A 25,433-nucleotide genomic window follows, 5' to 3' on the forward strand; every position below is an offset into this window, starting at 1 on the left:
AACCACAGGTTTCCGATTGCCTGGATTATCGACAACAAAGGCGACTCTACACTGGCTTCAGTCATCCACACACACAGGAATCGACCCATGAAGATCATCCTCATCGGTGCCAGCGGCACCATCGGCCGGGCCATCGACGACGAACTGAAGGAGCGCCACGAGATCATCCGCGTCGGCCACAGCAGCGGCGACTTCCAGGTGGACATCCGAGACGCCGCGTCGATCCGCCGCCTGTTCGAGCAGACCGGCCGCTTCGACGCGCTGATCAGCGCCACCGGCAAGGTGCATTTCGGCGCCCTGGCGGAGATGGGCGAGGCGCAGTTCGCCGTGGGCCTGGCGGACAAACTGATGGGCCAGGTGAACCTGGTGCTGATCGGCCGTGAATTCGCCAACGACGGCGCCTCCTTCACCCTCACCTCGGGCGTACTCAGCGACGACCCGATCCGCGCCGGCGCCTCGGCGAGCATGGTCAACGGCGCCATCGACAGCTTCGTCAAAAGCGCCGCCATCGAGCTGCCCCGTGGCCTGCGCATCAACAGCGTCAGCCCCACGGTGATCGAGGAAGCCCTGCCCTCCTACGGCCCCTTCTTCAGGGGCTACAAGGCCGTGCCCGCCGCCCTCGCCGCCCTGGCCTATGCCAAGAGTGCAGAAGGCGCGCAGACCGGCCAGGTGTACCGCGTCTGGTAGGGCTCAGGCCTCGCCGGCATAGCACACCGGCGAGGCGGACGGACCTTCGCGGTCCAGCTCCTCCTCGAGGAACTCGGCCAGCACCCGGGCGTTGTTGGCCTGCTCGTCCTTGGCGGCGAACAGCAGCGTCAGCCGACCTTCCCGGGCCATCTGCAACAGGCCCTGCCAGTGCTCGGGGTGGGCCGCCAGTTCGCCGCGATAGCGCAGGCGAAACTGATCGAACAGCACCGGGTCGTGGCAGAAATCCCGGCGCAGCTCGGTCGAGGGCGCCACGTCGCGCAGCCAGGCGTCGAGCGCCAGCGCCTCCTTGCGGCAGCCCCGTGGCCACAGCCTGTCGACCAGCACCCGACGCCCATCGTCGTGGCGCCTCTCCTCGTAGACCCGCCTGCACTGGATCATCGCGCCTCCCTTGAGATAGTCGATGCGCCCCGGTAACGTGGCCGCTTCCTTAAGGAGGCCCCCCGAATGCGCGTTGTCCGCCCACTGCTTTTCAGTCTGCTCCCCCTCTTCGCCGGCTGCCAGGTGTTCTCCACCGACGACGCCCCCGCGCCGCTGGCACCGCGTACCCAGGGTGAACTGAGCGCGGACGCCGGGCGCCTGCTGTTGCGCCCCTGCTCCGAGCAGCGCCGCTTCGTGGTCGCCGACAGCGGCGCCACCGGCATCCTCCAGGAAGCCGCCACCCTGCTGGACGACGGCCCCGGCCCGCTGTTCGTCGACCTGCGCGGCAACCTCGGCGCCGCCAAGGGCGCCGACGGCCAGATGGACGTCACCCAGCTCTATCGCCTGCAACGCGAAGGCCACGGCTGCGAGGACCTGAACTTCAAGCGCCTGCTGCTGCGCGCCAGCGGCCACGAGCCGGAGTGGAACGTCAACGTCAACGCCAAGGGCCTGGTGCTGGAGCAGCTCGGCCAGGAGCCCGTCGCCCTGCCCTACATGGAAGAGCAACTGCCCGACGGCCGCTTCAACCTCACCAGCGAAGCCAACGGCAAGCGCATCGAACTCTGGGTCGCCCCGCAGCGCTGCGTCGATTCCATGAGCGGCTCGGTGCAGCACCTGACCGCCGAACTGCGCCTGGATGGCAAGCCCCTGCGCGGCTGCGCCTACTTCGGCGGCTCGCGCAACGAGTGACCGCCACCCGGCCGACCCGGGCCGGGCTCCTTTCTCCCAGCACTCTCGGCCGCGGCCACCGGCCGGCCGAGGCGCACGGGCCGCCGCCAGCTCCTAAGCTTGTGCAAGGACAAGCAGAAGGAGAACGTCATGCTGCGCATCGCACTGAATGGATATGGCCGCATCGGCCGCGCCCTGGTCCGCGCCCTGTTCGAACGGGGCCTCGACGCCCGCGTCCGGATCGAGGCGATCAACGACCTCGGCGACGCCGCCACCCTCGCCCACCTCACCCGCTTCGACTCCACCTTCGGCCGCTTCGCCTGCCCCGTGAAGCTGAATGGCGACCGCATGGACATCGGCCTGCAGTCGATCCGCCTGCTCGCCGAACGCGACCCGGTGCGGCTGCCCTGGAGCGAACTGGGCGTCGACCTGGTGCTGGAGTGCTCCGGGCGCATGAAGAGCCGTGAGCAGGTCGAGCGCCACCTGGCCGCCGGCGCCCCCCGGGTGCTGCTCTCGCACCCGCTGGACAGCGCCGACCTGACCCTGGTCTATGGCGTCAACCACGAGTTGCTGGGCGACCAGCGAATCGTTTCCAACGCCTCCTGCACCACCAACTGCCTGGCCCCCCTGGCCCAGGTGCTGCACCAGGCGTTCGGCATCCGCAGCGGCCTGGTGACCACGGTGCACGCCTATACCAATGACCAGAACCTGCTGGACAAGACCCACGACGACCTCTATCGCGCCCGCGCCGCCGCCCTGTCGATGATCCCCACCGGCACCGGCGCGGCGCGCGCCATCGGCCTGGTCATCCCCGAGCTGGCCGGGCGCCTGGACGGCATGGCGGTGCGGGTGCCGACGCCCAACGTCTCGCTGGTGGACCTCTCCTTCATCGCCGAACGCCCAGCCAGCCGCGAGGCGGTCAACGCCGCCCTGCGCGAGGGTGCCGCGCGGATGCCTGCCGGGGTGATGGAATGCAACGAGGAGGCGTTGGTCTCCACCGACTTCAACGGCCACCCGGTCTCCTGCGTAGCGGATCTCGGCCACACCCGCGTGCAGGGCGAACTGGTCAAGGTGCTGGCCTGGTACGACAACGAATGGGCCTTCGCCAACCGCATGCTCGACGTGATGCTGGCCTGGCTGGAGCGCTGAGCCTCAACCCACCCGCAGGTGGCAGAGCGTCGTGCGCCGCGAACCGGTGGCACGGCGCTCCGGGTCATCGAAGGTGCGCACCTCGCGGAAACCCGCCTTGCGCATCATCCCCGCAGAACCTGCGTTCTCCTCGTGCCGCTCGATGAACACATCGCCCACGCCCTGGGCCGCCAGGTGCTCGACCACCGCCGCCAGCAACCGCGAGCCCAGGCCGCGCCCGGCAAGTTCGCGGTGCACCACGGCCTCGCAGATGTAGGCACGGGGCAGGTCGCCACGCGTCACGTCCTGGTCCTCGGCGAATGCCTCGCACCGATGGAAGGTGACGAAGCCCGCCAGGCGTCCCGCCTCCTCGGCCAGATGCGCCTGCACGCGCCCCTCGGCGATACCGCCCAGGTGCTCGCGCACCTCGGCTTCGGGCAGGAAGTTCCAGGGGTTGGGACCGTGCTCGAAGATGAAGCCGGCGAGCGATTCGATGTCCTGCGCCTGGGCGGCGCGCAGCTGGAAGCCATTCGTCATCTCAGAGGCCCGCCAGCTGGATGGAGTCGGGCAGCGCCGCGCCCTGCTCCGCACAGGCCGCGATGGTCGCGATCAGGGGGGCCAGGTCGTAGCCCTGGGCCTGCACCCAGGCATCGTCATAGTAGGTGGTGGCGTAGCGCTCGCCGCCGTCGCAGAGGATGGCGACCACAGAGCCCTTCTCCCCCGCCGCGACCATGCGCAGGCCCACCAGCAGCGCGCCCACCAGGTTGGTGCCGCTGGAACCGCCGACACGCCGCCCAAGGCGCTGGGCCAGGTAGCGCATGGCGGCCAGAGACAGCGCGTCCGGCACCTTGGCCATGGCGTCGATCACCTCCGGCAGGAAGGACGCCTCCACGCGCGGCCGGCCGATGCCCTCGATGCGCGAGCCGCAGTCCAGGGTCAGGCTGCGGTCGCCGCTGCGGTAGGCATCGAAGAACACCGAGCGCTCGGCGTCGGCGCAGAACACCCGGGTGCGGTGCTGGCGATAGCGCACGTAGCGGCCCAGGGTCGCCAGGGTGCCGCCGGTGCCGGGGCTGGAGACCAGCCAGGCGGGCTCGGGGAAATGCTCGTGGCGCAGCTGCTGGAAGATCGACTCGGCGATGTTGTTGTTCGCTCGCCAGTCGGTGGCCCGCTCGGCGTAGGTGAACTGGTCCATGAAATGGCCGCCGCTTTCGCGGGCCAGGCGCTCGGATTCGGCGTGGATCTGCGTCGGGTCGTCCACCAGGTGGCTGCGCCCGCCGTAGAAGGCGATCTGGGCGATCTTCTCCCGCGAGGTGGACGCCGGCACCACGGCGATGAAGGGCAGGCCCAGCAGGCGGGCGAAATAGGCTTCGGAAATCGCCGTCGAACCGCTGGACGCCTCGATCACCGGCGCCCCCGGCTTCAGTCGGCCGTTACACAGCGCGTAGAGGAACAGCGAGCGCGCCAGGCGGTGCTTGAGGCTGCCGGTGGGGTGGCTCGACTCGTCCTTGAAGTACAGCTCGATACCCGGAAGGCCCGGGAGCTCCAGGGGAATCAGGTGGGTGTCGGCGCTGCGCTGGAAGTCCGCCTCGATGATGCGCAGGGCTTCGCGGGTCCAGCTACGGATGTCTTGCATGACGACCTCTCAGTCCAGGATGCCGGCGGGAGCCGGAGGAGCGCTGCGCCACTGGCTCAGGGCCACCCCGGCGAAGACCAGGGCGGCGGCGCCGAACTGCATGGGGCTTAGGCGCTCGTCCAGCAGGAGCATGGCGAAGATAAGGGTGAACACCGGGATCAGGTTGATGAACCCCGATGCCTGGCTGGCCGGCAGGCGGCCCACGCCGAAGTTGTAGAGCCCATAGGCGCCGACCGTGACCACCACGCCCAGGTAGAGCATCGAGCCGATGGCCAGTGCGCCGGGCGCTTGCGGCAGCGGCGCGGTCAACGCGGCGACGGGCAGGAAGAACAGCGCGCCGATGAACGCCTGCATTGCGGTGAGCAGGAACACCGAATAGCGCGCCGACAAATGCTTGAGCAGCAAGGTGTAGCCGGTGGCGCAGACCATGGCGAGGAATTCGTAGAAGTTGCCCAGCAACGGCGCCGTGGCGTGCCCGTCCGCCTCGCCGGCCAGGCTCAGCCACACGGCACCGGCCACCGCCAGGAGGAAGCCCGCCAGGGTGGTGCGGGTGATGCGCTCACGGAGGAAGGCGTAGGCGCCGACCGCCACCAGCAGCGGCAGCAGCGCGGTGATCATCCCGGCCTGGGCAGCGCTGGTGTGCTGCAGCGCCAGGGCCTCGAAGATGAAGTACAGGCAGGGTTCGCAGGCGGCGAGGCCGAGGAAGTATTTCCAGTCCCCGGGCCGGGGATCGCACTCACCGCGCCAGCGCCACGCGAGCACGAAGACCAGGCTGCCGAAGGCCATGCGCGCAAAGATCACCCACATGGGCGCCACTTCGCGGAAGGCCAGCTTGAGGGCAATGAAGGAGCTGCCCCACAAGGCCATGGCCAGGACCAGGCAGGCGACCGCCACCCAACGACCTTGCTGCGCCATCGCCTGCCTCCGGGAAAATCACAAGTCTAGGCGCCGGGCCGGCGCCACGACAGGCACAGCGAGGGGATAAAACTGTTACTGCTCCCAGGGCTTGCCACGGGTGCGCGGCGTCAGCGGCAACTGCTGCAGCACCGCCGCCTTGGCCAGCATGTAGGCACTGACCGGGGCACTGATGAAGAGGAACAGGCTGATCAGCAGCTCGTGCAGGCTGAGGCCTTCGCGGGTCGCCGAGAAGTAGATCAGCGAGGCCACCACCAGGCTGCCCACGCCCAGGGTGGTCGCCTTGGTCGGCCCGTGCAGGCGCATGAAGAAGTCCGGCAGGCGGAACAGGCCGATGGCACCGATCAGCACGAAGGCCGCGCCCAGCAGGAGGAACAGCGAGATGAGGATCTCGACCCAGAGGGCCAGTGGTGCGGCGTTCATTCGATGATGTCTCCTCGCAGCATGTACTTGGCCACCGCCACGGTGCCGACGAAGCCGAGCACGGCGATCAGCAGCGCCACTTCGAAGTAGAGGGTGGTGCCCTGCCAGATGCCCAGCAGGATGACCAGGGCGATGGCGTTGACGTAGAGAGTGTCCAGGGCCAGCACCCGGTCGGGCAGGCAGGGGCCACGGACCAGGCGGGCCAGGGTCAGCAGCAGGGCGACCACCAGCAGCCCGAGGCACAACGGGATCACGTAGGCGAGCATGGGAAGACCTCCTTCAGGGGCGCCTCGTAGCGCGACTTGATCTCGGCGATCAGCGCCGCCTCGTCCGGCACGTCGAGGGCGTGCACCAGCAGGGTCCGGCGGTCCGCCGAGAGGTCGGCGGAGACCGAGCCCGGGGTCAGCGAGACCACGCACACCAGCATGCTGATGGCCATCTCGTTGTCCAGGTCGATGGGCACCTCGACGAAGGCCGGGCGCAGCCTGTGCAGCGGGCCCAGGGTCTGGCGTGCGACCTGGAAGTTGGCCACCAGGATGTCCCACATCACCAGCAGCACGAAACGCACCAGGAGGGTCGGGTGCCATTCGCGGGGGCGCTCGATCATCAACGGGTTGCACAGCAACGGGATGGCCACGCCGAGCAGGCCGCCCAGCAGCCAGTGGCCGAGGGCGACGGAGTCGACCAGCAGCAGCCACACCAGCAGCAACAGCAGGCTCATGGTCGGATGGGGCAGGAGGCGACGGATCATGGCGTCGCTCCTGGCAGGCTCACCTGCCTGTAGAGATCGACGTCATGCAGCTGCACGGCGGTGGCCTGCACGTAATCGAGCAGCGGCGCGGCGAACGCCACCAGCAGCAGGGCGGTGGCGAGCAGCGCGAAGGTCGCCAGCAGTCGGCCACGGTCCAGCTCGGCGCTGCCCAGCACGTCGTTGCCTACCCGCCAGAACAGCGTGCTGCCGGCGCGGCTGAGGGCGACCAGGCAGAGCAGGCTGCCACCGAGCAGCAACGACCACAGCAGCGCCGCCTGCACGCCGGGCGCCACCGCCTTGAGCAGCAGCACCTTGCCGATGAAGCCGGACAGTGGCGGCAGGCCGGCCACGGCGATGGCGCCGAAGAAGAAGGCGCCCCCCAGCAGGTGCGGGTTCATCAGCGCCGGCCCCTGCACCAGCAGGCCGGCCTTGTCGCCGCGCTGGCGGGCGATCAGGTCGGCGAGCAGGAACATCCCGCCCGCCACCCAGGTGCTGTGCAGCAGGTAGAACAGCGCCGCTGCCAGGGATTCGGGCGTGCCCAGCGCGACGGCGGCCAGCAGCGTGCCGGCGGAGAGCAGCACCAGGTAGGCCACCAGCGCCGGCAGGCGGGTGGCGGCGAGGGCGCCGATCGCCGCAAGCGCCATGGTCGCCAGGGCCAGGGGCCAGAGCCAGGCGAGGGCGAGGTCCGCCAGTTCGCCGGCCCCGGTGCCGAACACCAGCAGGTAGATGCGCACGATGGAGTAGACGCCGACCTTGGTCATGATCGCGAACAGCGCCGCCACCGGCGCGCTGGCGGCCGAATAGGCACGCGGTAGCCAGAAATGCAGCGGCAGGAGCGCGGCCTTGAGGGCGAAGACCACCAGCAGGAGCAGGCCGGCGGCGGCCAGCAACGGCGCGCTGTCGGCATCGGCCTGGGCCACCTTGGTGGAAAGGTCGCTCATGTTCAGGGTGCCGGTGACGCCATAGAGCACGCCGATCGCGATCAGGAAGAAGGCCGAGCCCACCAGGTTGAGCACCACGTAGTGCAGCCCGGCACGCACCCGCTCCGCGCCACCACCGTGGAACAGCAGCGCATAGGAAGCGATCAGCATGATCTCGAAGAACACGAAGAGGTTGAACAGGTCGCCGGTCATGAAGGCGCCGTTGATGCCCAGCAGTTGGAGTTGCAGCAGCGCATGGAAGCGCAGGCCGCGACGGTCGTCGCCACGCACCGCATAGAGCACCACGGCACTGCCGAGCACGGCAGTGGCCAGCAGCATCAGCGCCGCAAGGCGATCGAGCAGCAGGACGATGCCGAACGGCGGCTGCCAGCCGCCCAGGGCGTAGACCTGCAGCTGGCCGTCGTCGGCGCGTGCCATCAGCACCAGCGCCAGCGGCACCAGGGCCAGGGTGGCGATGACCGAGATGCCGCGCTTGAGCCGCTCCAGGGACGGCAGCATCAGCAGCAGCGCCCCGGCGAACATCGGAATCAGGATCGGCAGGATGGACAGGTGACTCATCGCCCCTCCCCGTCCGCGCGGCCGTCCACGTGGTCATTGCCCAGCTCCCCCACGCCGCGCAGCGCCAGGGTCACCACGAAGGCGGTCATGGCGAAGCCGATGACGATGGCGGTGAGCACCAGCGCCTGGGGCAGCGGGTCGGCGTATTGCCCGCCGCTGCCGATCACCGCGGCGTCGCCGGCGAGGCGCCCCATGGCGAAGAGGAACAGGTTGACGGCGTAGGACAGCAGGGTCAGCCCCAGCACCACGGGAAAGGTGCGAGCACGCAGCAGCAGGTAGATGCCGCTGGCGGTGAGCAGGCCAAGGGTGACGGCGAACAGGGCCTCCATCAGTGGATATCCTCGGTGATTGGCGGGTGCAGGCTGAGCTTGCCGAGGCCGGCCAGCATCAGCATGACGGCCCCGACCACGGCCAGGTACACGCCCAGGTCGAAGAACAGCGCGGTGGCCAGCTCGATCTCACCCACCAGCGGCAGGTGGAAGTGGTCGAAGGCCGAGGTCAGGAAGGGGGCGCCGAACACCAGGCTGCCGAGCCCGGTGAGGCCCGCGATCATCACCCCGGCACCGGCCATGCGCTGGTAGCGCAGCGGTCGACGCGACTCGACCCAGGCCGAGCCACTGGCAATGTACTGCAGGATCAGCGCGGAGGTGGTGATCAGCCCGGCGATGAAGCCACCGCCAGGCAGGTTGTGCCCACGCAGGAAAATGAAGGCGGACACCAGCAGCGCCAGGGGCAGCAGCAGGCGCGAGAGGGTCTCGAGGATCAGCGGCCGGCTGGAGCGCGCCCAGTTGCGGCCCTGGGGATCGCAGGTGGGGTTGGTCAGGCGCAGGCCGGAAAGCAGCGCATGGACACCGACGGCGGCGATGGCCAGGACGGTGATCTCGCCCAGGGTGTCGAAGCCACGGAAGTCCACGAGGATGACGTTCACCGCGTTGTGCCCACCGCCCCCGCCAACGGCGTTCTCCAGGAAGAAGTCGGCGATGGTCTGGTAAGGCCGGGTCATCACCGCATAGACCAGCACGCCGACCACGCTGCCCCCGCCGAGTGCCAGCAGCAGGTCGCGCAGGCGGCGCGTCATCGAGCTCTCACGGGGGGTGCGCGAGGGCAGGTAGTACATGGCCAGCATCAGCAGGACCATGGTCACCACCTCCACCGAGAGCTGGGTCAACGCCAGGTCGGGAGCGGAGAGGCGGGCGAAGGCCAGGGCCACCAGCAGGCCGCCGACACCGAGCACCAGCAGGGCCACCAGGCGCTGGCGGTGGAACACGGCCGTGAGCACCGCAGTCGCCGAGAGCACCAGCATGCCCACGAGGGCGGCGCCATCCAGCGGCATCGGCGGGCGCGAGCCGGTCAGGTGGGACAGCGGCCACAGCGAGACGCCCACCACCACCAGCGCCGCCAGCACCAGCAGGGCCAGGTAGCGCTGTTGCGAGCCGTTCTCCAGGCATTCGGTCAGGCGGGTGGCGCCGCGCACCAGGCGCTGCATCGCTGCCTCGAACACCAGCTTGGCGTCGGCGTCGGGCAGCCCCGCGTACCAGCGGAACAGCGGCTTGCGCCCGACATAGAGCAGTACGCCGCCGAGCAGCGCCACGCAGCTCATCGCCAGCGGCAGGTTGAGGCCGTGCCAGATCGCCAGGCTGTACTCGGGCAGCTCGCCCCCCAGGCTGGCACTGGCGGCCACTGCGAGCAGCGGCGCCACGGTGAAGTTGGGCGCCATGCCCACAAGCACGCAAAGCGCGACGAGGATCTCCACCGGCACCTTCATGTAGCGCGGCGGCTCATGGGGCGGGAATTTCGGCAGCGGCTTGGGCTCACCGTTGAAGAACACGTCATGCACGAAGCGCAGCGAATAGGCCACGGAGAACACGCCCGCCAGGGTCGCACCCAGCGGCAGCAGCCAGTGTAGGCCGCCGGCCATGTCCTGGCTCAGGGCCTCGCCAAAGAACATCTCCTTGCTGAGGAAGCCGTTGAGCAGCGGTACCCCGGCCATCGCCAGGGACGCCACCATCGCCAGCACGGCGGTGTGCGGCAGGTAGCGCCACATGCCGTTGATCAGGCGCATGTCGCGGCTGCCGGTCTCGTGGTCGATGATCCCGGCGGCCATGAACAGCGAGGCCTTGAAGGTGGCGTGGTTGATGATGTGGAACACCGCCGCGACGTTGGACATCGGCGAGTCGAGGCCGAACAGCAGGGTGATCAGGCCCAGGTGGCTGATGGTCGAGTAGGCCAGCAGTCCCTTGAGGTCGTGCTGGAACAGCGCCATCGTCGCGCCCAGCAGCAGGGTCGCCAGGCCGCTGATGCTCACCAGGTAGAACCACCAGTCGGTGCCGGCCAGCGCCGGGTAGAGCCGCGCAAGGAGGAAGACGCCGGCCTTGACCATGGTCGCCGAGTGCAGGTACGCGGACACCGGGGTCGGCGCCGCCATCGCGTGGGGCAGCCAGAAATGGAAGGGGAACTGCGCCGACTTGGTCAGCGCGCCCAGCAGCACCAGGCACAGCAGCAGCGGATAGAGAGCGTGGGCCCTGATGCGGTCGCCCGCGGCCAGCACGTCGCTCAGCTCGAAGCTGCCGACCACGTGGCCCAGCAGCAGGATGCCCGCCAGCAGCGCGAGGCCGCCGGCGCCGGTCACCGTCAGCGCCATGCGCGCGCCCTTGCGGGCATCCGAGCGATGGCCCCAGAAGCCGATCAACAGGAAGGATGACAGGCTGGTGGCCTCCCAGAACACCAGCATCAGCAGCAGGTTCTCCGAGAGCACCACACCGAGCATCGCGCCCATGAACAGCTGCAGGAAGGCGAAGAAGCGCCCGATGGGTTCGCGCTCGGACAGGTAGTAGCGGGAGTAGAGGATGACCAAAAGGCCGATGCCGAGAATCAGCAGCGCGAAGAGGAAGCCCAGGCCGTCGAGACGCAAGCTGAAGTTCAAGCCCAGGCCAGGCAGCCAGGGCAGGACCAGCTTCAGGGTCTCCCCGGCCAGCACGCCGGGCGCCTGGGTCAGCAGCAGGACCAGGCCTGCCAACGGTGCCAGGGCAGCGGCGAGCGACGCCTGGTTGCGTCCCAGGCGCTCGGCGAACAGGGGCAGCAGTGCGCCCAGAAAAGGCAGCGCGACAATCAGCGCCAGATACATCGATGATCCTCCTTACTTGGCCTCGTCCAGCGCTGAGGACCGGCGTGGCGAAACTCGACGATTATCCATAACTATCGATTGCCGAACATGCATTGAATTATTTCAAAAAACTAGCAAAAGCCCGCCACCTCCGAAAGAGGGGGGCCCGCGCATTGCTGCGCGGCCGCATCTCTCGGAGGTAGCACGGGAGAGTAGAGACGAAACGGGGAGGATTCGCCCGTGGCGGGCGAACCGGGATCAGTGGGAGACGCGGCTGGTACCGTTGACGGTCATGATGCGCACGCGCTCGCCTACACGGAAGATTTCGTTTTCCTGCACTTCCTGTACATAGGCACGCATGGAGCCATCGTCCTCGCGAACGGTGATCTCGACGCCCTGGGTACGGGTCAGGCCTTCCTCGGTCGCGGCACCCAGCAGGCCGCCGGCGACCGCGCCGATAACCGCCGCCACCACGCTGCCACGCCCGCCACCGATGGCGCTGCCGCCGACGCCACCAACGACCGCACCGGCCCCTGCGCCGATCGGGGTCTTGGTGCCTTCGATCTTCACCGGACGCAGCGACTCGATGGTGCCCATGCGCACGGTCTGCACCTGGCGTGCTTCGTCGCGCGAATAGGTGTCTCCGGTCAGGCTCGACTGACAGCCGCCCAGAAGCATCGCTACCGCAGAGAACGAAGCGACTAGCAGAACGGATTTACGCATAGCATTTCCTCCAGATTGGATGCTCGTCCATTAGACTCCGCAGCTGCGGAAACTGTCACCCGGCGCCTGAACAAACTGCCGACCCGTTCAGTTTCCATACAGACTCCTCACTCGGACAACGCCGAAGCGCCCGGGTGCCGCCAGAGCAAGGGTAGTTCATGGATTATTTCATCATCGTCGTCACCACCGCAGCGGGGCTGTACTTCCACTGGTGGATCTACGTGCGCATCAAGCGCTGGATGGATCGCGACCTGGCGCTGTCGCTCGCCGGGGCGGATGCCGGGCGCCGCGACTACATGCTCGACCAACTGCAGGCCGCGCGTCGTGAGGGCGTGAAGCGCAAGGACCTGCCCGCCTGGCTGGAACAGGCCGCGCAGCGTTACCCCGGCGCCTGATTGCGCGCCGCCAGCGCCCAGAGCCGGGCGATGTCGGCGCTGCGTGCTTCCAGCTCCCCGGCGGCCACGGCCATCGCCCGCTCCAGCGTCATCGGCCCGGGCACCAGGCTGAAGGCCGCCTCGATGCCCGCCTCGCGCAGACGCGGGTAGCCCTCCCCCAGGCTGCCCGCCAGGGCGATCACCGGGACGCCGGCAGCGCGTGCGATACGCGCCACGCCCACCGGCGTCTTGCCGTGCAGGCTCTGGGAATCCAGGCGCCCCTCCCCGGTGATCACCAGGTCGGCACCGACCACCGCCTCGGCCAACCCGGCCAGCTCGGCCACCAGTTCGATACCGGGACGGAAACGTGCACCTAGAAAGGCCCGGGCGGCGAAGCCCAACCCACCGGCCGCGCCGACACCCGGTTGGCGGCTGTGATCCTCGCCCAGCTCGGCGGCCACGACATCGGCATAGCGCTGCAAGGCCGCGTCCAGCGCCTCGACCTGCGCCGGGCTCGCCCCCTTCTGCGGGCCGAAGACATGGGAAGCGCCGCGAGGGCCGCAGAGCGGGTTGTCCACATCCGCCGCCACATCGAACGCGACACCTGCGAGGCGTGGATCGATGCCGCTGCGATCGATGCGTGCCAGCCCCGCCAATGCGGCGCCACCGGGCGCCAGCTCCTCGCCATCCGCGTCCAGCAGACGCAGCCCGAGTGCCCGCAGCAGCCCGGCGCCGCCATCGTTGGTGGCGCTGCCGCCGAGGCCGAGGGTGATGCGCGTCGCGCCCGCGTCCAGAGCCTCGCGGATCAGCTCACCGGTGCCGAAACTGCAGGTGCGGGTGGCATCTCGGTCGGCCTGGGGCACCCGGTGCAAGCCGCTGGCGGCGGCCATCTCGATGATCGCGCCGCCCTCCCCCAGCCAACCCCAGTGCGCCTCGACGCCGTACCCCAGCGGCCCCCGCACGATGGCCGTGCGGCGCTCGCCGCCCGTGGCCGCGAGCACGGCATCCACCGTGCCCTCCCCGCCGTCGGCCATGGGGCGCAGCAGTACCTGTGCGGCCGGGTGCACCGAAGTCCAGCCGCGCCCGATGGCGGCGGCCACGTCGGGCGCGCTCAGGCTTTCCTTGAAGGAGTCGGGGGCAATCACAATCTTCATCGGGTTACCTCGGGATGGGCCCGGAGCGCCAGGCTCCGGGCAGTACTGCGGTCAGAGCAGGATCAGGCTGAGCAGCCAGGTGACGAGCATGCCGACGATACCCTGCACCAGGGTCGCCAGGGTCTGCGCACGGTAGGCCAGGGACACCGGCATGCGGCTGAACTGGGTCACCACCCAGAAGAAGCTGTCGTTGGCATGGGACACGGTCATGGCGCCCGCACCGATGGCCATCACGGTGAGCACGCGCCCCATCTCGCTGTCCAGGCCAAGCTGGCCGAGCAGCGGCGCCACCAGGGCGGAAGTGGTGACCAGCGCCACGGTGGTCGAGCCTTGCGCGGTCTTCAGCGCGGCGGCGACCACGAAGGGCATGAACAGCCCGATGCCCAGCGCCGACAGGGTGCTGCCGAGGTAGTCGCCCAGCGGGGTGACCTTGAGCATGGCGCCGAACGCGCCACCGGCACCGGTGATCAGCAGGATGGGCGCGGCGGACACGATGCCCTCCACCACGTGATCGTGGAACTCCTTGCGCTTGTCCTCGCTCTTGAGCAGCGTGCAGGCCAGGGCAACCCCCACCAGCAGGGCCACCACCGGCTGGCCGAGGAAACTCAGCAGGCCGAAGACGGTGCCGCTGCCGAAGGGCTTGGCGGGGAACGCGGCGATGGAGCCCAGGCAGATCAGCAGGATGGGCACGAAGATCGGCGCGAAGGCCTGGAAGGCGCTGGGCAGCTTGCCGTAGCCGGCACGCAGCGCGGCGAAGTCCTGGTCCGCCGACGGCGGCAGGTGGTCGTCCTCCAGCTGCACCTCGCGGCCGATGAAGCGGTTGGCCCACCACATGCCCGCCAGGGCGGTAGCCAGCGCCACCACCAGGCCGACGGCGATCACCAGCCCGAGGCTGGCATCCAGGCCAAGGTTCCCTGCGGCGGCGATGGGCCCGGGGGTGGGCGGCACGAAGGTGTGGGTGGCGTAGAGGCCGGTGGCCAGCGCCACGCTCATGGCCACGGTGGAGACACGCATGCGGGCCGCCAGGGCGTTCTTCAGCGAATTGAGGATGACGAAGCCGGAGTCGCAGAACACCGGGATGGACACCAGGTAGCCGATGATCGACATGGTCAGGGTGGGGAAGCGTTCACCCAGCAGGCGGATGACCGTCTCGGCCATGGTGATGGCCGCGCCGCTGCGCTCGAGGATCACGCCGATGACGGTGCCCAGGACGATGACGATGCCGATGTAGCCGAGGATGCTGCCGAAGCCGGTGGTGATGGTCTTGACGATCTCGCCGGTGGGGACCTGGTAGGCGAAGCCGGCGATGAAGGCCGCGGCGAGCAATGCAAGGAAGGGATGCAGCTTGAAGCGGGTGGTGGACAGCACGATGAAGGCGATCAACGCCACCAGGATCAGGACCAGGCCCATGTGCGGACTCCTTAGTTGTTGTTATGGATACCGGTAGTGGCCCGATTCTGCCGCATCTCCGTCGCCATGGCCTTATGCATGCGCCCTAGGAAGCCCCCTCCAGAGCCGCCTTCACGCGTGCATCTGCACAAAGGTCGCTGGAGCGCAGCAGGTCCAGCCCCATCCCGAGGAGCAGCAACTGGTCGTGACGCGGTTGCTCCAGGCCCACCCGCTCGGCGATGCGCTCCAGGCGGTAGCGCAGGGTGTTGCGGTGGATGCCGAGCGCCTGGGCACAGGTGTTGCCTTGGCCATCGTGCTCGCACCAGCAGCGCAGGGTGCGGCACAACACGCCGTCCTCGTCCTCCAGGACCAGCGCCCGCAACGGGCCGAGCCAGCGCCGGAGCAGCCAGCTGTCACGCTGGGCGAACAGCAGCGTCGACAGCCGGTGCTCCTCCAGGTGGAAGATGCGTTGCCGTGGCCGGCAGGCACGGGCGAAGGCCTGCAGCGAGCGGGTGGCCAGGGCGGCCTCGCGCAGGTCGCCGATACCGGCCTGGGGGTCGCTGATGCACAGGCGGGCGATGCCCCAGCCACGCTCGTCGGCCTGGGCCAGCCAAACGGCATCATCGCGCTCGGCGCTGTAGGGCCGGCAGCAGATCAGTTCACGGGCGGACAATGCCGCACCCAGCACCCCCTGCCGGGCCAGGCCATCCAGGACCCGCGCCCGTCGCTCCGCCGGGTCGCCCTCCTCCATCAGCTCCAGCACGCAGACCTGCTGCCTCCAGGGCAGTTGCAGGCCGATGCGCTCGGCCTCGGCGGCCAGTTGCACCAGGTCGGTCCGTGGGTCGGCGAGCTGGTTCAGCCAGGCGTCCAGCTGGTGGCGCTGCCAGTGCCGCTCGGCTTGCAGCTGGCGCTGCTCCACCAGCATTTCGGCAGCCATGCGCACCAGTTCGGCATAGGGGCGCACCGTATCCGGCTCGCCGGTGATACCGAGCACGCCGATCAGTCGCTCGGCATGGAACAGCGGCAGGTTCACACCGGGGCGCACGCCCCGCAGGCAGGCGGCGGCCTGTTCGTCGATCTCCACCACGCGGCGGTTGGCCAACACCAGTTGGGCGCCCTCGTGGCGGGTGTGCACGCGCAACGGGTCGCCGCTGCCGATGATCATGCCCTGGGCATCCATGACATTGATGTTGTGCGGGAGGATGGCCATGGCGCGGTCGACGATGTGCTGCGCCAGGGTGGAGTCGAGTTCGAGCATGGGGCGGCCTCCTGGGGAAGCCGCCAGTCTACAGGGCGGCTACGCCGCCCGGGAAAGCCTCAGGGGGCGAGGCGTTCGAACATCCACCGGCCATCGACGAGGCGGTAGTTGAGGCGGTCGTGCAGGCGGCTCGGACGGCCTTGCCAGAACTCGACGCGCTCGGGCAGCAGGCGGTAGCCGCCCCAGTGCGGCGGGCAGGTGGGCGCCAGGTTGAGGAAGCGCCGCTCGGTCTCGGCAAGGAGCTGCTCCAGCTCGGCACGGTCGGCGATCACCCGGCTCTGCGGCGAGGCCCATGCGCCGATGCGGCTGCCCAGGGGGCGCACCTGGAAATAGGCATCGGACTCTTCCGGGGTGACCCGCTCGACGCGGCCCTCGATGCGTACCTGCCGCTCCAGGCTGGGCCAGAAGAAGGTCATGGCGGCGAAGGGACGGGCCGCGAGCTGCTCGCCCTTGGCGCTCTCATAGTTGCTGAAGAAGGTGAAGCCGCGCGCATCGAGCCCCTTGAGCAGGAGCACCCGGCAGTGCGGTCGACCGTCGGCATCGACGGTCGCGAGGGTCATGGCGTTGGGCTCGACCGGCAACTGCTCGGTCTTCACCGCATCGCCGAACCACTGCTGGAAGAGGGCGAAGGGCTCCTCGGGAGCCTGGGCTTCGCTGAGGCCGTCGCGGGTGTAGTCGCGGCGCATGTCGGCGAGGGTCTGGGTCATCACGGCGTCCTGGAAAAGGAAAGCCCTAGCTTACCCAAGGAAGGCTCATTTTCCTTGATCTGCCGCAACCACCTGCTGGGCGACCTTCGGTGGCTGGTTGTAGCGGGCCAGCAGGGCCACCAGGGTGTCTTGCGGGGTGAGGAGGATCTCCACGCGACGGTTCAGGGAACGCCCGTCCTTGCTGTCGTTGGCCGCGCGGGGCATGTCGGAACCGACGCCCTTGAGCGACAGGCGATCACGCTGCAGGCCGCTGAGGCGGAAGATCGCCGCCACCGCCTGGGCGCGCTCCTGGCTGAGCTTGCGGTTGAGGGCATCCTCGCCGGAGGTGTCGGCATGGCCGAGGACCAGCACGCCGGTCTTGGGATCGCCTTCCACCAGCTTGGCGACACGGCTGAAGGGGCCGAGGGTGATGGGCAGCAGCATGCTGGGGCGATCGGGATTGAACGAGCCTTCCACCGGCGCGGTGACCACCAGCAGGTTGTCGCGGCGCTCCACTTCCAGCTTGCTGCCCTTGACCGCCTCGCGCAGGCGCGGCTCGTACTGGTCCAGCCAGGCCTGGGTCAGCTTCTCGTCGACCTTGGGCACCTCGGCCTTGGCCACCTTCTCGTCGCTGCCACCGAACGGCCACCACCAGTGGCTGGTGCCGCTGTTCTGTGCATGGGCTTGTTCCGCCGGCTTGTCGTGGCTGAAGGTGCTGCAACCGGAAACGGTCATGCAGAGGATCAAGGTGGACGACTTGAGCAGCTTCATGGAGGGGCCCCCGTAACAGGTGAAGGGAGAAGGCGATGCGCCATCGCATGATGGCGCATCAATCTCAGGTACAGGCTGAAATTCTGGACGCAACCCCTTCATCCGCAAAGGGATATTCCGCTCAACTGACGAGCGGTGTCGCTACAGGCACTCGGCGAAGGTGCGTGCCAGGCGCTGGGCGCGCGGGTCCATCAGCACATAGGGGCCGAGGGTGTTGGTGACGAAGCCGAAGGCGACCTCGCGCTCCGGGTCGGCGAAACCGATGGAGCCGCCGGCGCCGGGATGCCCGAAGGCGAGCCTGCCCATGCCGTAGGTGGCGTTGGCCACGTCCGGCTGGTCGAGCATGCAGCCCAGGCCGAAACGGGTACGGGTCAGCAGGGTGCGGTCGTCGCCGACGGCGTGCTCGCGGGTGAGCTCGGCGAGCAGCGCGGAGTCGAGCAACTGGCCGTCCAGCAGGCCGGCGTAGAAGCCCGCCAGGCTGCGGGCGTTGCCGTGGCCGTTGGCCGCCGGCTGCTGCATGCGCCGCCATTCCGGCTTGTTGGTGCTGGTCATGATCGACGGCGGGTTGGTGAAGGCACGGGTACTGAGGGCGGTGGGCTCGCTCATCATGCACTTGAGCAGGCGCTGGGCCGAGGCGTCGCCCATGTTGCCCTTGGCGCGGGCGATATGGGCCACGCGATGGAACTCGGCGTCATCCAGGCCGACATGGAAATCCAGCCCCAGCGGGCGGGCGATGCGCGCGGCGATGGATTCGCCCGGCCCGCGGCCTTCGGCCAGGCGGATCACCTCGCCGGCCAGCCAGCCATAGGTGATGGGGGCATAACCGTGTTCCTCGCCCGGCGTCCACCAGGGTTCCTCGGCGGCCAGGGCAGTGGTCATCGCCTGCCAGTCGTAGAGGGCTTCTGCGGGCAGCGGCTGGCGGATCGCCGGCAAGCCGGCGCGGTGGGAGAGCAGCTGGCGCAGGGTGATGCGCTCCTTGCCGGCAGCGGCGAACTCGGGCCAGTAGCGGGCCACGGGCACGTCCAGCTCGAGCTTGCCCTCGCCCACCAGCTGCAGCGCGGCGACGGCGGTGAAGGTCTTGGTGCAGGAGAACAGGTTGAGGATGGTGTCGGTCTGCCAGGCCTCCTGGCCGTCCTTGTCGGCGACACCGGCCCAGAGGTCGAGCACGGTCTCGCCGCCCACCTGGACGCAGAGCGCGGCGCCGCGCTCCTGGGGATCGTCGAACAGCGCGGCGAACTGGTCGCGCACCTTCTCGAAGCGCAAGTCGAAGTAACCCTGGGTCTGCACCGGCACTCTCCTCGGAAAAAATGACGGCGGCATTGTTACCAAGGCCGCCGTCCTTTGTGAACCTCGCCGAAGTTCGGCGCAGGGTTCATCGGTCAGTCGAATGACTCAGGATGCATCCGGCGCATCCTGCTTCTGCGCGGGGTCGGTCTCGACCTTCGGCGCGGGGTCGGGCTTGGGCGTCGCCTCGTCGGTGGGCTTGCCGACGGGCTTCTCCGATTGCTCGGGTTGCTCGGCCGGCGCCGCCTCGGGCTTGGGCTCGGCCGGCTTGGCCTCGGGCTTCGCCTCGGCGTTGGCTTCCGGCTTGCTCTCGGGCCTGGCTTCCGGCTTGGGAGCAGGCTTGGCCTCGGGCTTGGCAGCGGGAGCCGGTGCTGCTGCCTTCTCAGCCGGCTTGTCGGCCGGCTTGGCTTCGACGGGCTTGGCCAGTTGCGCGGCGACGTCCAGGTTGGCCTTGCGCACCGCCTTGACGAAGCCGTCATAGGGACGGTCGGTGATACCTACCAGGCCGAGGTGGCCGTTCTCGCCGTCGAGCAGTCGGCCACTGGCCGGCTGGTCGAGGTACTGGAACCAGTGGGCGCCGACGATCAGCGGCTCCTCCAGGGCCTTCTTCAGGAAGTTGGCGTAGGCCGGGCCGCGCTCCTCTTCCTTGTAGACCTCGGCCACACCGCCCCAGAACGGACCGCGATCGCGGGAACCGAAGTGGAACTCGGTGACCATCAGCGGCTTGTCCAGCTTGCGCAGGTACTCGAAGTCGTAGCCATGCTGAGGTTCGCGGGTATAGAAGTTGAAGCTCAGCACATCGCAGTACTGGGCGCAGGACTCCACCGCCTCCGGCACGCTGGCGGCGAAACGACCGCCCAGCAGCAGGTGGTTCGGCGCGTGCCACTTCATCGACTCGGCGATGGTCTTGAAGTAGGTGTCGGCGAAGAAACGCTGGAAGCGCTTGAGGTCTTCCTCGATGGCCGGGTGCTCGGGGTTCGGCAGCGGCGCCTCGAAGCCCGGGTCCTCCATCAGCTCCCACGCGGGCAGCTCGACGCCCCAGGCCTGGGACAGGCCCTGCTGGTTGCGGTACTTGTCGCGCAGCTGCTTGAGGAAGGCACGCTTGGCCGGCACGTCGGTGGTCAGGCGCAGGGTGCCGTAGGCCAGGGCGTAGCGGGACTTCGGGTCGTCGCCGGGGCCGGCCCAGGCCAGCTCGTTGTCGGCGAAGTAGCCGATCAGCCAGGGGTCGTCGCGATGATCACGCGCGGCGATGGCGATGGCCCGCTCGGCGGCCATGGCGAAACGCGGGTCGAACGGGTCGGGCATGCCGCCCCACCAGTCGAGGCCGGTGCTTATGGTGGCGTAGTCGCCGTGGATCGACAGCGGAATGGTGTAGGGCATGCGCTGGCGGGTGTTGAATTCGCCTGCGCTCCAGTTGCCGACCGTGTTGAAGCCCCAGGCCTTGAGGCGCTCGATGCTGTGGTCGACCCAGGCGGCCTTGTCCTGCTTGCCGTAGGTACGTTCCAGGTTGGCGCCATAGAAGTCGTACCAGCGACCGTGGTCGAAGGCGCGTCCCTTGGTCGAGCCGGTGTCGCGGCGGCTGTCGCCGTTGCCGTACCAGGCGGCCAAGGGTTCGCCGTCCTTGGGCAGGGCGGTGAACATCGCCTCGCGGCCTTCCACATAGGTCTGACTGTGCTCGGGAGTGACGGCGTTGACGCCCAGCGAATAGAAGGGATGGCCTTCCGGGGTCACCAGGTACCAGCGCCCGTCGCGCTTCTCGGTGCGGAAGAACCCCTTGGCCTCGAAGCTCGGGCCGGCCAGCCAGCCACCGTAGGCGTCCTGCTCGGGGAGCTTCTTCTGCCACTCATCGAGCTGCTTGCGCTCCTGCTGGGCGGCGCTCTTGAGCTGCTCGTCGTTCTTGATCTTCTCCGGCCAGTCGGCGCGGGTGTACTGGCCGTAGCCGTCGATCAGGCCCTTGTAGTAGTCGTCCTGCAGGCTCTGCTCGGCGGTGCCGAAGCGGCCCAGCAAAACGCTCTGCACGGCGTTGGGGTGGTCGAGGGAAAGGGTCACGGCGCTGACCTTGGTCAGGTCCAGCTCGCCTTCCACTTCGGTGGCCAGCAGGTAGCGCTTGCCGTCGCGGACCCAGGGCTGCGGCGGCGCGGCGCGCATGCCGTGGGCGCGGGGCGAGGTGGCGGTGAGCGGGACCAAGAGCGTCTGCGCCGGGCCGGCGGGCAGGGCCAGGCGGGTGCGCACGACCTTGCCGTCGGCACTCTCGATGGTCACGTCCAGGGTCAGGGCCCAGTCCATGGCGCTCTGCAGGCGCAGGCTCATGGCCCCGGCCTTGCTCCAGTCCCAGGTCCCGCTCTGCGGCGCGAGGCGCAGGCTGGGCTTGTCGGCCTGGTTGAAATTCAGACGACGGAGAATCTCGCCCTCGGGCGTGTTCTCGGCGGTCACGCTGGGCAGGCCGGCGTCCTGGGTGGTGACGGTGACGGAGTCCAGCGGGCGTACGAAGTTGAACAGCGTCTCGGCCTGTGCCGCCGCGCTCAAGCCACCGATGGCGAGCAGGATGGGCAGCAGCAGCGCTGGTTTGGTTCTGGATGACATGAAACCGATTCCCCACATGAAGTCAGTGCATAGACAGCGGAATGGGCGAATGTTGCCCGCGATCTGCAAAACCGTGCCCGCGCAAGCCGGCAATCATCGCAGAGGCGGGCCCGACGTCAAGCGCCGCGGTGGCTGTTTCAGCCGATCTCGCGGCGGAAGGGCGGCAGCGCATTGAGAATCGCCTTGCCGTAGCGCTGGGTCACGACCCGCCGGTCGAGCAGGGTGATGGTGCCGCGGTCGGATTCCGTACGCAGCAGGCGACCGCAGGCCTGCACCAGGCGCAGCGATGCATCGGGCACGGCGATCTCCATGAAGGGGTTGCCGCCGCGCGCCTCGATCCACTCCGACAGCGCCGCTTCCACCGGGTCGTCGGGCACGGCGAAGGGGATCTTGGCGATGACGACGTGCTCGCAGTAGGCGCCGGGCAGGTCGACACCCTCGGCGAAGCTGGCCAGCCCGAACAGCACGCTAGTCTCGCCCTCGTCCACCCGCTGCTTGTGCTTGTTCAGGGTCTCCTGCTTGGACAGGTTGCCCTGGATGAGCACGCGCTTGCGCCAGTCGCGGTCGAGGCCGTCGAAGACCTCCTGCATCTGCTTGCGCGAGGCGTAGAGCACCAGGGTGCCGCGCGAGCCTTCGACCAGCTGCGGCAGGTCGCGGATGATCGCGGCGGTATGGGCCGCGGCATCGCGGGGGTCTGCCTTGAGGTCCGGCACCTTGAGCACGCCCGCGTCGGCATGGTGGAAGGGGCTGGGCACCACGGCGGTGACGGCCTTCTTCGGCAGGCCCGCGCGCATGCGGTAGCGGTCGAAGGTGCCGAGCGCGGTGAGCGTGGCGGAGGTGACCAGGGCGCCATAGGCGACGTTCCACAGGTTCCGCCGCAGGGTCTCGGCGGCGAGGATCGGGCTGGCGTTGACCTCGATGTCATAGGCCGAGCCGAATTCGGCGAGGGTCAGCCAGCGTGCCATGGGCGGGCTCTCCTCCGGGTCCTCGGCGGTGAAGGCGGTCCACAGCTCCCAGTTGCCCTGGGCGCGGGTCTGCAGGCTGCCGAACAGCGGGTACCACTCCTCGGCCTGGTGGCTGGCGATGCCGACGCTGCCCTCCCCGTCCATGGCTTCCTTGAGCAGCTCGGTGAGGCGGGTGAAGACGTCGTTGAGCTTGGCGAAGCCCTTCTTCAGCTCGATGCCCATCTCGATCAGGTGCTCGGGGACCACGCCGGCCTCGAAACGATGGCGCGGGCGCTCGCGCCCTTCCATGTCCTCGCCGGCGCGGAAGTCGGCGACCTCCTCGCAGGCGGTGAACATGAACTGCTGCTGGCCGCGGATCTCCCGCGCCAGCTCCGGCACGTTCTCGATCAGGCGGCCGAGGTCGCCCGGCAGCGGGTGCTGGGCGAGCAGCTTGGTGAGGTTCTTGGCCACCGTCTCCAGCCAGTCGGCGGTGGAGCGCAGGCGGGTGAAATGGGCGAAGTGGCCGATGGCCTTGTCCGGCAGGTGATGGCCTTCGTCGAACACGTAGACGGTCTCGCGCGGGTCCGGCAGCACGGCGCCGCCGCCCAGGGCCAGGTCGGCCAGGACCATGTCGTGGTTGGTGACGATCACGTCGACCTTGGTCATGCCCTCGCGCGCCTTATAGAAGGCGCACTGCTGGAAGTTGGGGCAGTGGCGCTTGGTGCACTGGCTGTGATCGGTGGTGACGCGCGCCCAGTCCTGGTCCTCGATCGCCTCGGGCCAGGAGTCGCGGTCGCCGTCCCAGCGGTTGCCGGCGAGCTTCTCGATCATCTGGTTGAGCAGCTTCTGCCCGCTCTCGTCGACGTCGATGCGAAAGCCCTCGTCGGCGAACAGCTGCGCGGTGGCGCTCTGCGCCTGGCCGTCCTGCAGCAGCATGTCGAGCTTGGACAGGCACAGGTAGCGACCCCGCCCCTTGGCCAGGGCGAAGCTGAAATTGAGGCCGCTGTTGCGGATCAGGTCGGGCAGGTCCTTGTGGACGATCTGCTCCTGCAGCGCCACGGTGGCGGTGGCGATCACCAGGCGCTTCCCGGCGGCCTTGGCCGAGGGGATGGCCGCCAGGCTGTAGGCGACCGTCTTGCCGGTACCGGTGCCCGCCTCCACCGCGACCACGGCGGGCTCGCCATCGCGATGGCCCTCGTCGTCGGCCTTGATGGCGCCCAGCACCTTGGCCACTTCGGCGATCATCAGGCGCTGGCCGTAGCGGGCCTTGAGCCCCTTGGCTTCGAGGAAACGGGAATAGGCGCCCTGGATCTGGGACTTGAGTTCGGTGCTGAGCATGGGTACTTGCGGGCGCGGAAGGCTGGATAAATTTTCAGTACTTTAACAGGGCGGCTATCATAGCGCGCCCTGTTTCCGACTGGAGAAAACCCGATGACGCCCTTCGCCGCGCTCTACGCCGTCCACGTCCTCGCCGCCCTGGTGTGGGTCGGCGGCATGTTCTTCGCCTGGATGGTGCTGCGCCCCGCCGCGGTCCAGGCGCTCGATGCGCCGGCACGGCTGAAGCTCTGGGTCGAGGTGTTCCGCCGCTTCTTCCTCTGGGTCTGGGTGGCGGTGGTCCTGCTGCCGGTGAGCGGCGTGGGCATGATGCACATGCGCTTCGCCGGCTTCGACGGCGCGCCGCGCTACGTACACATCATGATGGGGCTGTACATCGCCATGCTCGCGCTGTTCCTGCGGGTCAACGCCCTGCAGTTGCCGGAGTTGCGCCGCGCGATAGCGGCCGAGGATTGGCCAACCGGCGGCGCGGTACTGGGCCGCATCCGCCGCCTGGTGGGCATCAACCTGCTGCTGGGCCTGTTCCTGGTGGCGATCGCCGCGGCACGCCCGAACTTCTGAGGCCGCAGCGCCTCGACGACTACTGGATGCGCACCACGTCGAGCTGGCCGGCAGCCCCCGCGCTGCCCGGCTGGCCCGGTTGCCCCGGACGGCCCTTGCCACCGGCATCGGTGCGATAGAACAGGCAGCCCTTGGCGGCTCCGCCCGCTCCCGCTGCCCCCGCCTCGCCCGCCGGGCCACCGGCGCCGCCTTCCAGGCGCACCTTCACCTGTTCGACAGGGAAATCCACCGGCACTTCCAGGCGGATGTGGCCGCCCGCGCCCCCGGCCTGGCCATCGCCGCCGTTCTGGCCGTCATGGCCACGGCTGGCGCTGCCCCAGAGGCAGCCGCCCGAATCGCCATCCGCACCGGCGAGCCCGCTGTAACCGGGCGTACCGATGCCGCCACGGACATCCAGGGTGATCTCGTCCACCCGCACCTGCTCCAGGCGCAGGCTCAGGTCGCGGCCGGCGCTGGCCGGCTTCTTCATGCTGCCGGCGGCGCCGGACGCGGTGATGTGGCCGCCGGTGCCGATCTCGCCCTGGCGCACCACGAGGCTGAAGGGCTGGTCGGAGGGGGCGATGCCGATGCGCGCGTCCCGCCCCATCAGCAACTCGCCGATGCGCAGCTCGGTGACGCTGGCCGGGATCACCAGGGTGCCGTAGTCGTTCACCACCACGCGGTCGAGGCTCAGGGAGCCGACCCGGGCGGGAAGCTTGAGAAGGCTGTTGGCATCGACGCTGACGCTGCTTTCAGCCAGGACCACGGGGCTGGCCAGCAAGGCCAGGAGGCAGAGCTTACGCATGCTGGCGACCTCCCTCGGAACGGGGCAGGCCGAGCAGGTGGAAGACCCCGAACAGCAGCAGCTGCAGGCGGTCGTTCCAGGGACGCGGACGAGTGCGCAACTGCCCGTTGCACACCACCAGCTCCAGCAGGTGCAGGCCGAGCACCAGGGCGGCGACGGCATTGAGCAGGGACGCGAACGGTTTGGCGAAAGGCTCGATCAGATTGGCCAGCACCGCCAGCCAGAACACCAGGGCAACCAGCTTGCCCACCCCCAGGAAAAGTTTCATGCCACCCCCTCTGTTTTTTTAGTCCGCCGACCTTACTCCTCGTCTTCGCTGCTGCCAAATGGTGCACATGAAG

Annotated in this window: 25 protein-coding genes and 1 pseudogene; 5 read left to right on the forward strand and 21 right to left on the reverse strand. The window is 68.9% G+C overall.

Annotated elements, in window-relative coordinates; genetic code table 11:
• Positions 1 to 87: 87 nt before the first annotated feature.
• Entirely contained in the window at positions 88 to 687 is a 600-nt protein-coding gene (locus tag WFQ67_RS21285; protein WP_337058101.1) for a short chain dehydrogenase, read from the forward strand.
• 3 nt (positions 688 to 690) lie between these two features.
• On the opposite strand, the gene WFQ67_RS21290 is transcribed toward WFQ67_RS21285, so the two are convergent.
• Positions 691 to 1,086, reverse strand: a complete 396-nt coding sequence (locus WFQ67_RS21290) for a DUF488 domain-containing protein (protein WP_213628705.1) — start codon at positions 1,084 to 1,086, stop codon at positions 691 to 693.
• Positions 1,087 to 1,152: 66 nt separating this feature from the next.
• Here WFQ67_RS21290 and WFQ67_RS21295 point away from each other — a divergent pair, with 66 nt between their 5' ends.
• Together WFQ67_RS21295 and gap are read left to right on the forward strand one after the other, a co-directional pair.
• The gene (locus WFQ67_RS21295; protein ID WP_213628704.1) at positions 1,153 to 1,815 is read left to right on the forward strand and encodes a COG3650 family protein; all 663 of its coding nucleotides are present in this window, start codon (positions 1,153 to 1,155) and stop codon (positions 1,813 to 1,815) included.
• A gap of 129 nt (positions 1,816 to 1,944) precedes the next feature.
• A complete protein-coding gene (gene gap / locus WFQ67_RS21300; RefSeq protein WP_213628703.1) occupies positions 1,945 to 2,943 on the forward strand; it encodes a type I glyceraldehyde-3-phosphate dehydrogenase in 999 nt (332 codons plus the stop codon).
• A 3-nt stretch (positions 2,944 to 2,946) separates the two neighbouring features.
• Here gap and WFQ67_RS21305 read toward each other — a convergent pair whose 3' ends face one another.
• From WFQ67_RS21305 to WFQ67_RS21350, 10 genes are all read right to left on the reverse strand, one after another.
• Positions 2,947 to 3,459: a GNAT family N-acetyltransferase gene (locus tag WFQ67_RS21305; RefSeq protein ID WP_337058102.1), complete on the reverse strand. Its 513-nt coding sequence runs from the start codon at positions 3,457 to 3,459 to the stop codon at positions 2,947 to 2,949.
• A 1-nt stretch (position 3,460) separates the two neighbouring features.
• A complete protein-coding gene (locus WFQ67_RS21310; protein ID WP_337058103.1) occupies positions 3,461 to 4,555 on the reverse strand; it encodes a PLP-dependent cysteine synthase family protein in 1,095 nt (364 codons plus the stop codon).
• A 9-nt stretch (positions 4,556 to 4,564) separates the two neighbouring features.
• Positions 4,565 to 5,470: a DMT family transporter gene (locus WFQ67_RS21315; protein WP_337058104.1), complete on the reverse strand. Its 906-nt coding sequence runs from the start codon at positions 5,468 to 5,470 to the stop codon at positions 4,565 to 4,567.
• Between the two features lie 75 nt (positions 5,471 to 5,545).
• The gene (locus WFQ67_RS21320; protein ID WP_213628699.1) at positions 5,546 to 5,893 is read right to left on the reverse strand and encodes a Na+/H+ antiporter subunit G; all 348 of its coding nucleotides are present in this window, start codon (positions 5,891 to 5,893) and stop codon (positions 5,546 to 5,548) included.
• Positions 5,890 to 6,159, reverse strand: coding sequence for a K+/H+ antiporter subunit F (locus WFQ67_RS21325; RefSeq protein WP_213628698.1), 270 nt, complete (start codon positions 6,157 to 6,159; stop codon positions 5,890 to 5,892). Before WFQ67_RS21325 ends, WFQ67_RS21320 begins: the two co-directional genes overlap by 4 nt.
• On the reverse strand, positions 6,144 to 6,644 hold the full coding sequence (locus WFQ67_RS21330) for a Na+/H+ antiporter subunit E (RefSeq protein ID WP_173176333.1): 501 nt from the start codon (positions 6,642 to 6,644) through the stop codon (positions 6,144 to 6,146). The genes WFQ67_RS21325 and WFQ67_RS21330 overlap by 16 nt, the downstream gene beginning before the upstream one ends.
• The gene (locus WFQ67_RS21335) at positions 6,641 to 8,143 is read right to left on the reverse strand and encodes a monovalent cation/H+ antiporter subunit D (RefSeq protein WP_337058105.1); all 1,503 of its coding nucleotides are present in this window, start codon (positions 8,141 to 8,143) and stop codon (positions 6,641 to 6,643) included. The genes WFQ67_RS21330 and WFQ67_RS21335 overlap by 4 nt, the downstream gene beginning before the upstream one ends.
• Entirely contained in the window at positions 8,140 to 8,472 is a 333-nt protein-coding gene (locus WFQ67_RS21340) for a Na+/H+ antiporter subunit C (RefSeq protein ID WP_021219224.1), read from the reverse strand. Before WFQ67_RS21340 ends, WFQ67_RS21335 begins: the two co-directional genes overlap by 4 nt.
• Positions 8,472 to 11,267, reverse strand: coding sequence for a monovalent cation/H+ antiporter subunit A (locus WFQ67_RS21345; RefSeq protein WP_337058106.1), 2,796 nt, complete (start codon positions 11,265 to 11,267; stop codon positions 8,472 to 8,474). Before WFQ67_RS21345 ends, WFQ67_RS21340 begins: the two co-directional genes overlap by 1 nt.
• A 237-nt stretch (positions 11,268 to 11,504) precedes the next feature.
• Positions 11,505 to 11,969 (reverse strand): glycine zipper 2TM domain-containing protein, encoded by a 465-nt coding sequence (locus WFQ67_RS21350; protein ID WP_031287607.1) that lies wholly within the window; start codon positions 11,967 to 11,969, stop codon positions 11,505 to 11,507.
• 158 nt (positions 11,970 to 12,127) lie between these two features.
• Between WFQ67_RS21350 and WFQ67_RS21355 the strand changes: the two genes are divergently transcribed.
• Positions 12,128 to 12,364, forward strand: coding sequence for a hypothetical protein (locus tag WFQ67_RS21355; RefSeq protein ID WP_173176327.1), 237 nt, complete (start codon positions 12,128 to 12,130; stop codon positions 12,362 to 12,364).
• Here WFQ67_RS21355 and WFQ67_RS21360 read toward each other — a convergent pair.
• The 8 genes and pseudogenes from WFQ67_RS21360 to dinG form a co-directional block, all read right to left on the reverse strand.
• Entirely contained in the window at positions 12,349 to 13,497 is a 1,149-nt protein-coding gene (locus tag WFQ67_RS21360; protein WP_337058107.1) for a glycerate kinase, read from the reverse strand. The genes WFQ67_RS21355 and WFQ67_RS21360 overlap by 16 nt on opposite strands.
• Positions 13,498 to 13,548: 51 nt before the next feature.
• Positions 13,549 to 14,907, reverse strand: coding sequence for a GntP family permease (locus WFQ67_RS21365; RefSeq protein WP_213628693.1), 1,359 nt, complete (start codon positions 14,905 to 14,907; stop codon positions 13,549 to 13,551).
• An 85-nt stretch (positions 14,908 to 14,992) separates the two neighbouring features.
• Positions 14,993 to 16,144 (reverse strand): sugar diacid recognition domain-containing protein, encoded by a 1,152-nt coding sequence (locus tag WFQ67_RS21370; RefSeq protein WP_213628692.1) that lies wholly within the window; start codon positions 16,142 to 16,144, stop codon positions 14,993 to 14,995.
• Between the two features lie 59 nt (positions 16,145 to 16,203).
• Positions 16,204 to 16,851, reverse strand: coding sequence for a pyridoxamine 5'-phosphate oxidase (gene pdxH, locus WFQ67_RS21375; RefSeq protein WP_173176318.1), 648 nt, complete (start codon positions 16,849 to 16,851; stop codon positions 16,204 to 16,206).
• Between the two features lie 48 nt (positions 16,852 to 16,899).
• Positions 16,900 to 17,565 (reverse strand): annotated as a pseudogene (locus tag WFQ67_RS21380) (OmpA family protein); the annotation flags it as partial.
• Between the two features lie 177 nt (positions 17,566 to 17,742).
• The gene (locus WFQ67_RS21385; protein WP_213628691.1) at positions 17,743 to 18,888 is read right to left on the reverse strand and encodes a serine hydrolase domain-containing protein; all 1,146 of its coding nucleotides are present in this window, start codon (positions 18,886 to 18,888) and stop codon (positions 17,743 to 17,745) included.
• 105 nt (positions 18,889 to 18,993) lie between these two features.
• Entirely contained in the window at positions 18,994 to 21,468 is a 2,475-nt protein-coding gene (locus WFQ67_RS21390) for a beta-agarase (protein ID WP_337058108.1), read from the reverse strand.
• A gap of 137 nt (positions 21,469 to 21,605) precedes the next feature.
• Positions 21,606 to 23,750 (reverse strand): ATP-dependent DNA helicase DinG, encoded by a 2,145-nt coding sequence (gene dinG, locus WFQ67_RS21395; protein ID WP_173176312.1) that lies wholly within the window; start codon positions 23,748 to 23,750, stop codon positions 21,606 to 21,608.
• A 93-nt stretch (positions 23,751 to 23,843) separates the two neighbouring features.
• Between dinG and WFQ67_RS21400 the strand changes: the two genes are divergently transcribed.
• Positions 23,844 to 24,308, forward strand: a complete 465-nt coding sequence (locus WFQ67_RS21400; RefSeq protein WP_173176310.1) for a CopD family protein — start codon at positions 23,844 to 23,846, stop codon at positions 24,306 to 24,308.
• A gap of 19 nt (positions 24,309 to 24,327) precedes the next feature.
• Here the strand turns inward: WFQ67_RS21400 and WFQ67_RS21405 are convergent, their stop codons facing one another.
• Together WFQ67_RS21405 and WFQ67_RS21410 are read right to left on the reverse strand one after the other, a co-directional pair.
• On the reverse strand, positions 24,328 to 25,092 hold the full coding sequence (locus WFQ67_RS21405; protein ID WP_337058109.1) for a collagen-like protein: 765 nt from the start codon (positions 25,090 to 25,092) through the stop codon (positions 24,328 to 24,330).
• The gene (locus tag WFQ67_RS21410) at positions 25,085 to 25,360 is read right to left on the reverse strand and encodes a DUF1145 domain-containing protein (protein WP_111260571.1); all 276 of its coding nucleotides are present in this window, start codon (positions 25,358 to 25,360) and stop codon (positions 25,085 to 25,087) included. Before WFQ67_RS21410 ends, WFQ67_RS21405 begins: the two co-directional genes overlap by 8 nt.
• Between the last annotated feature and the right edge of the window lie 73 nt (positions 25,361 to 25,433).

This window comes from Pseudomonas sp. USHLN015 (assembly GCF_037153275.1).
Taxonomy (GTDB): Bacteria; Pseudomonadota; Gammaproteobacteria; order Pseudomonadales; family Pseudomonadaceae; genus Metapseudomonas; species Metapseudomonas tohonis.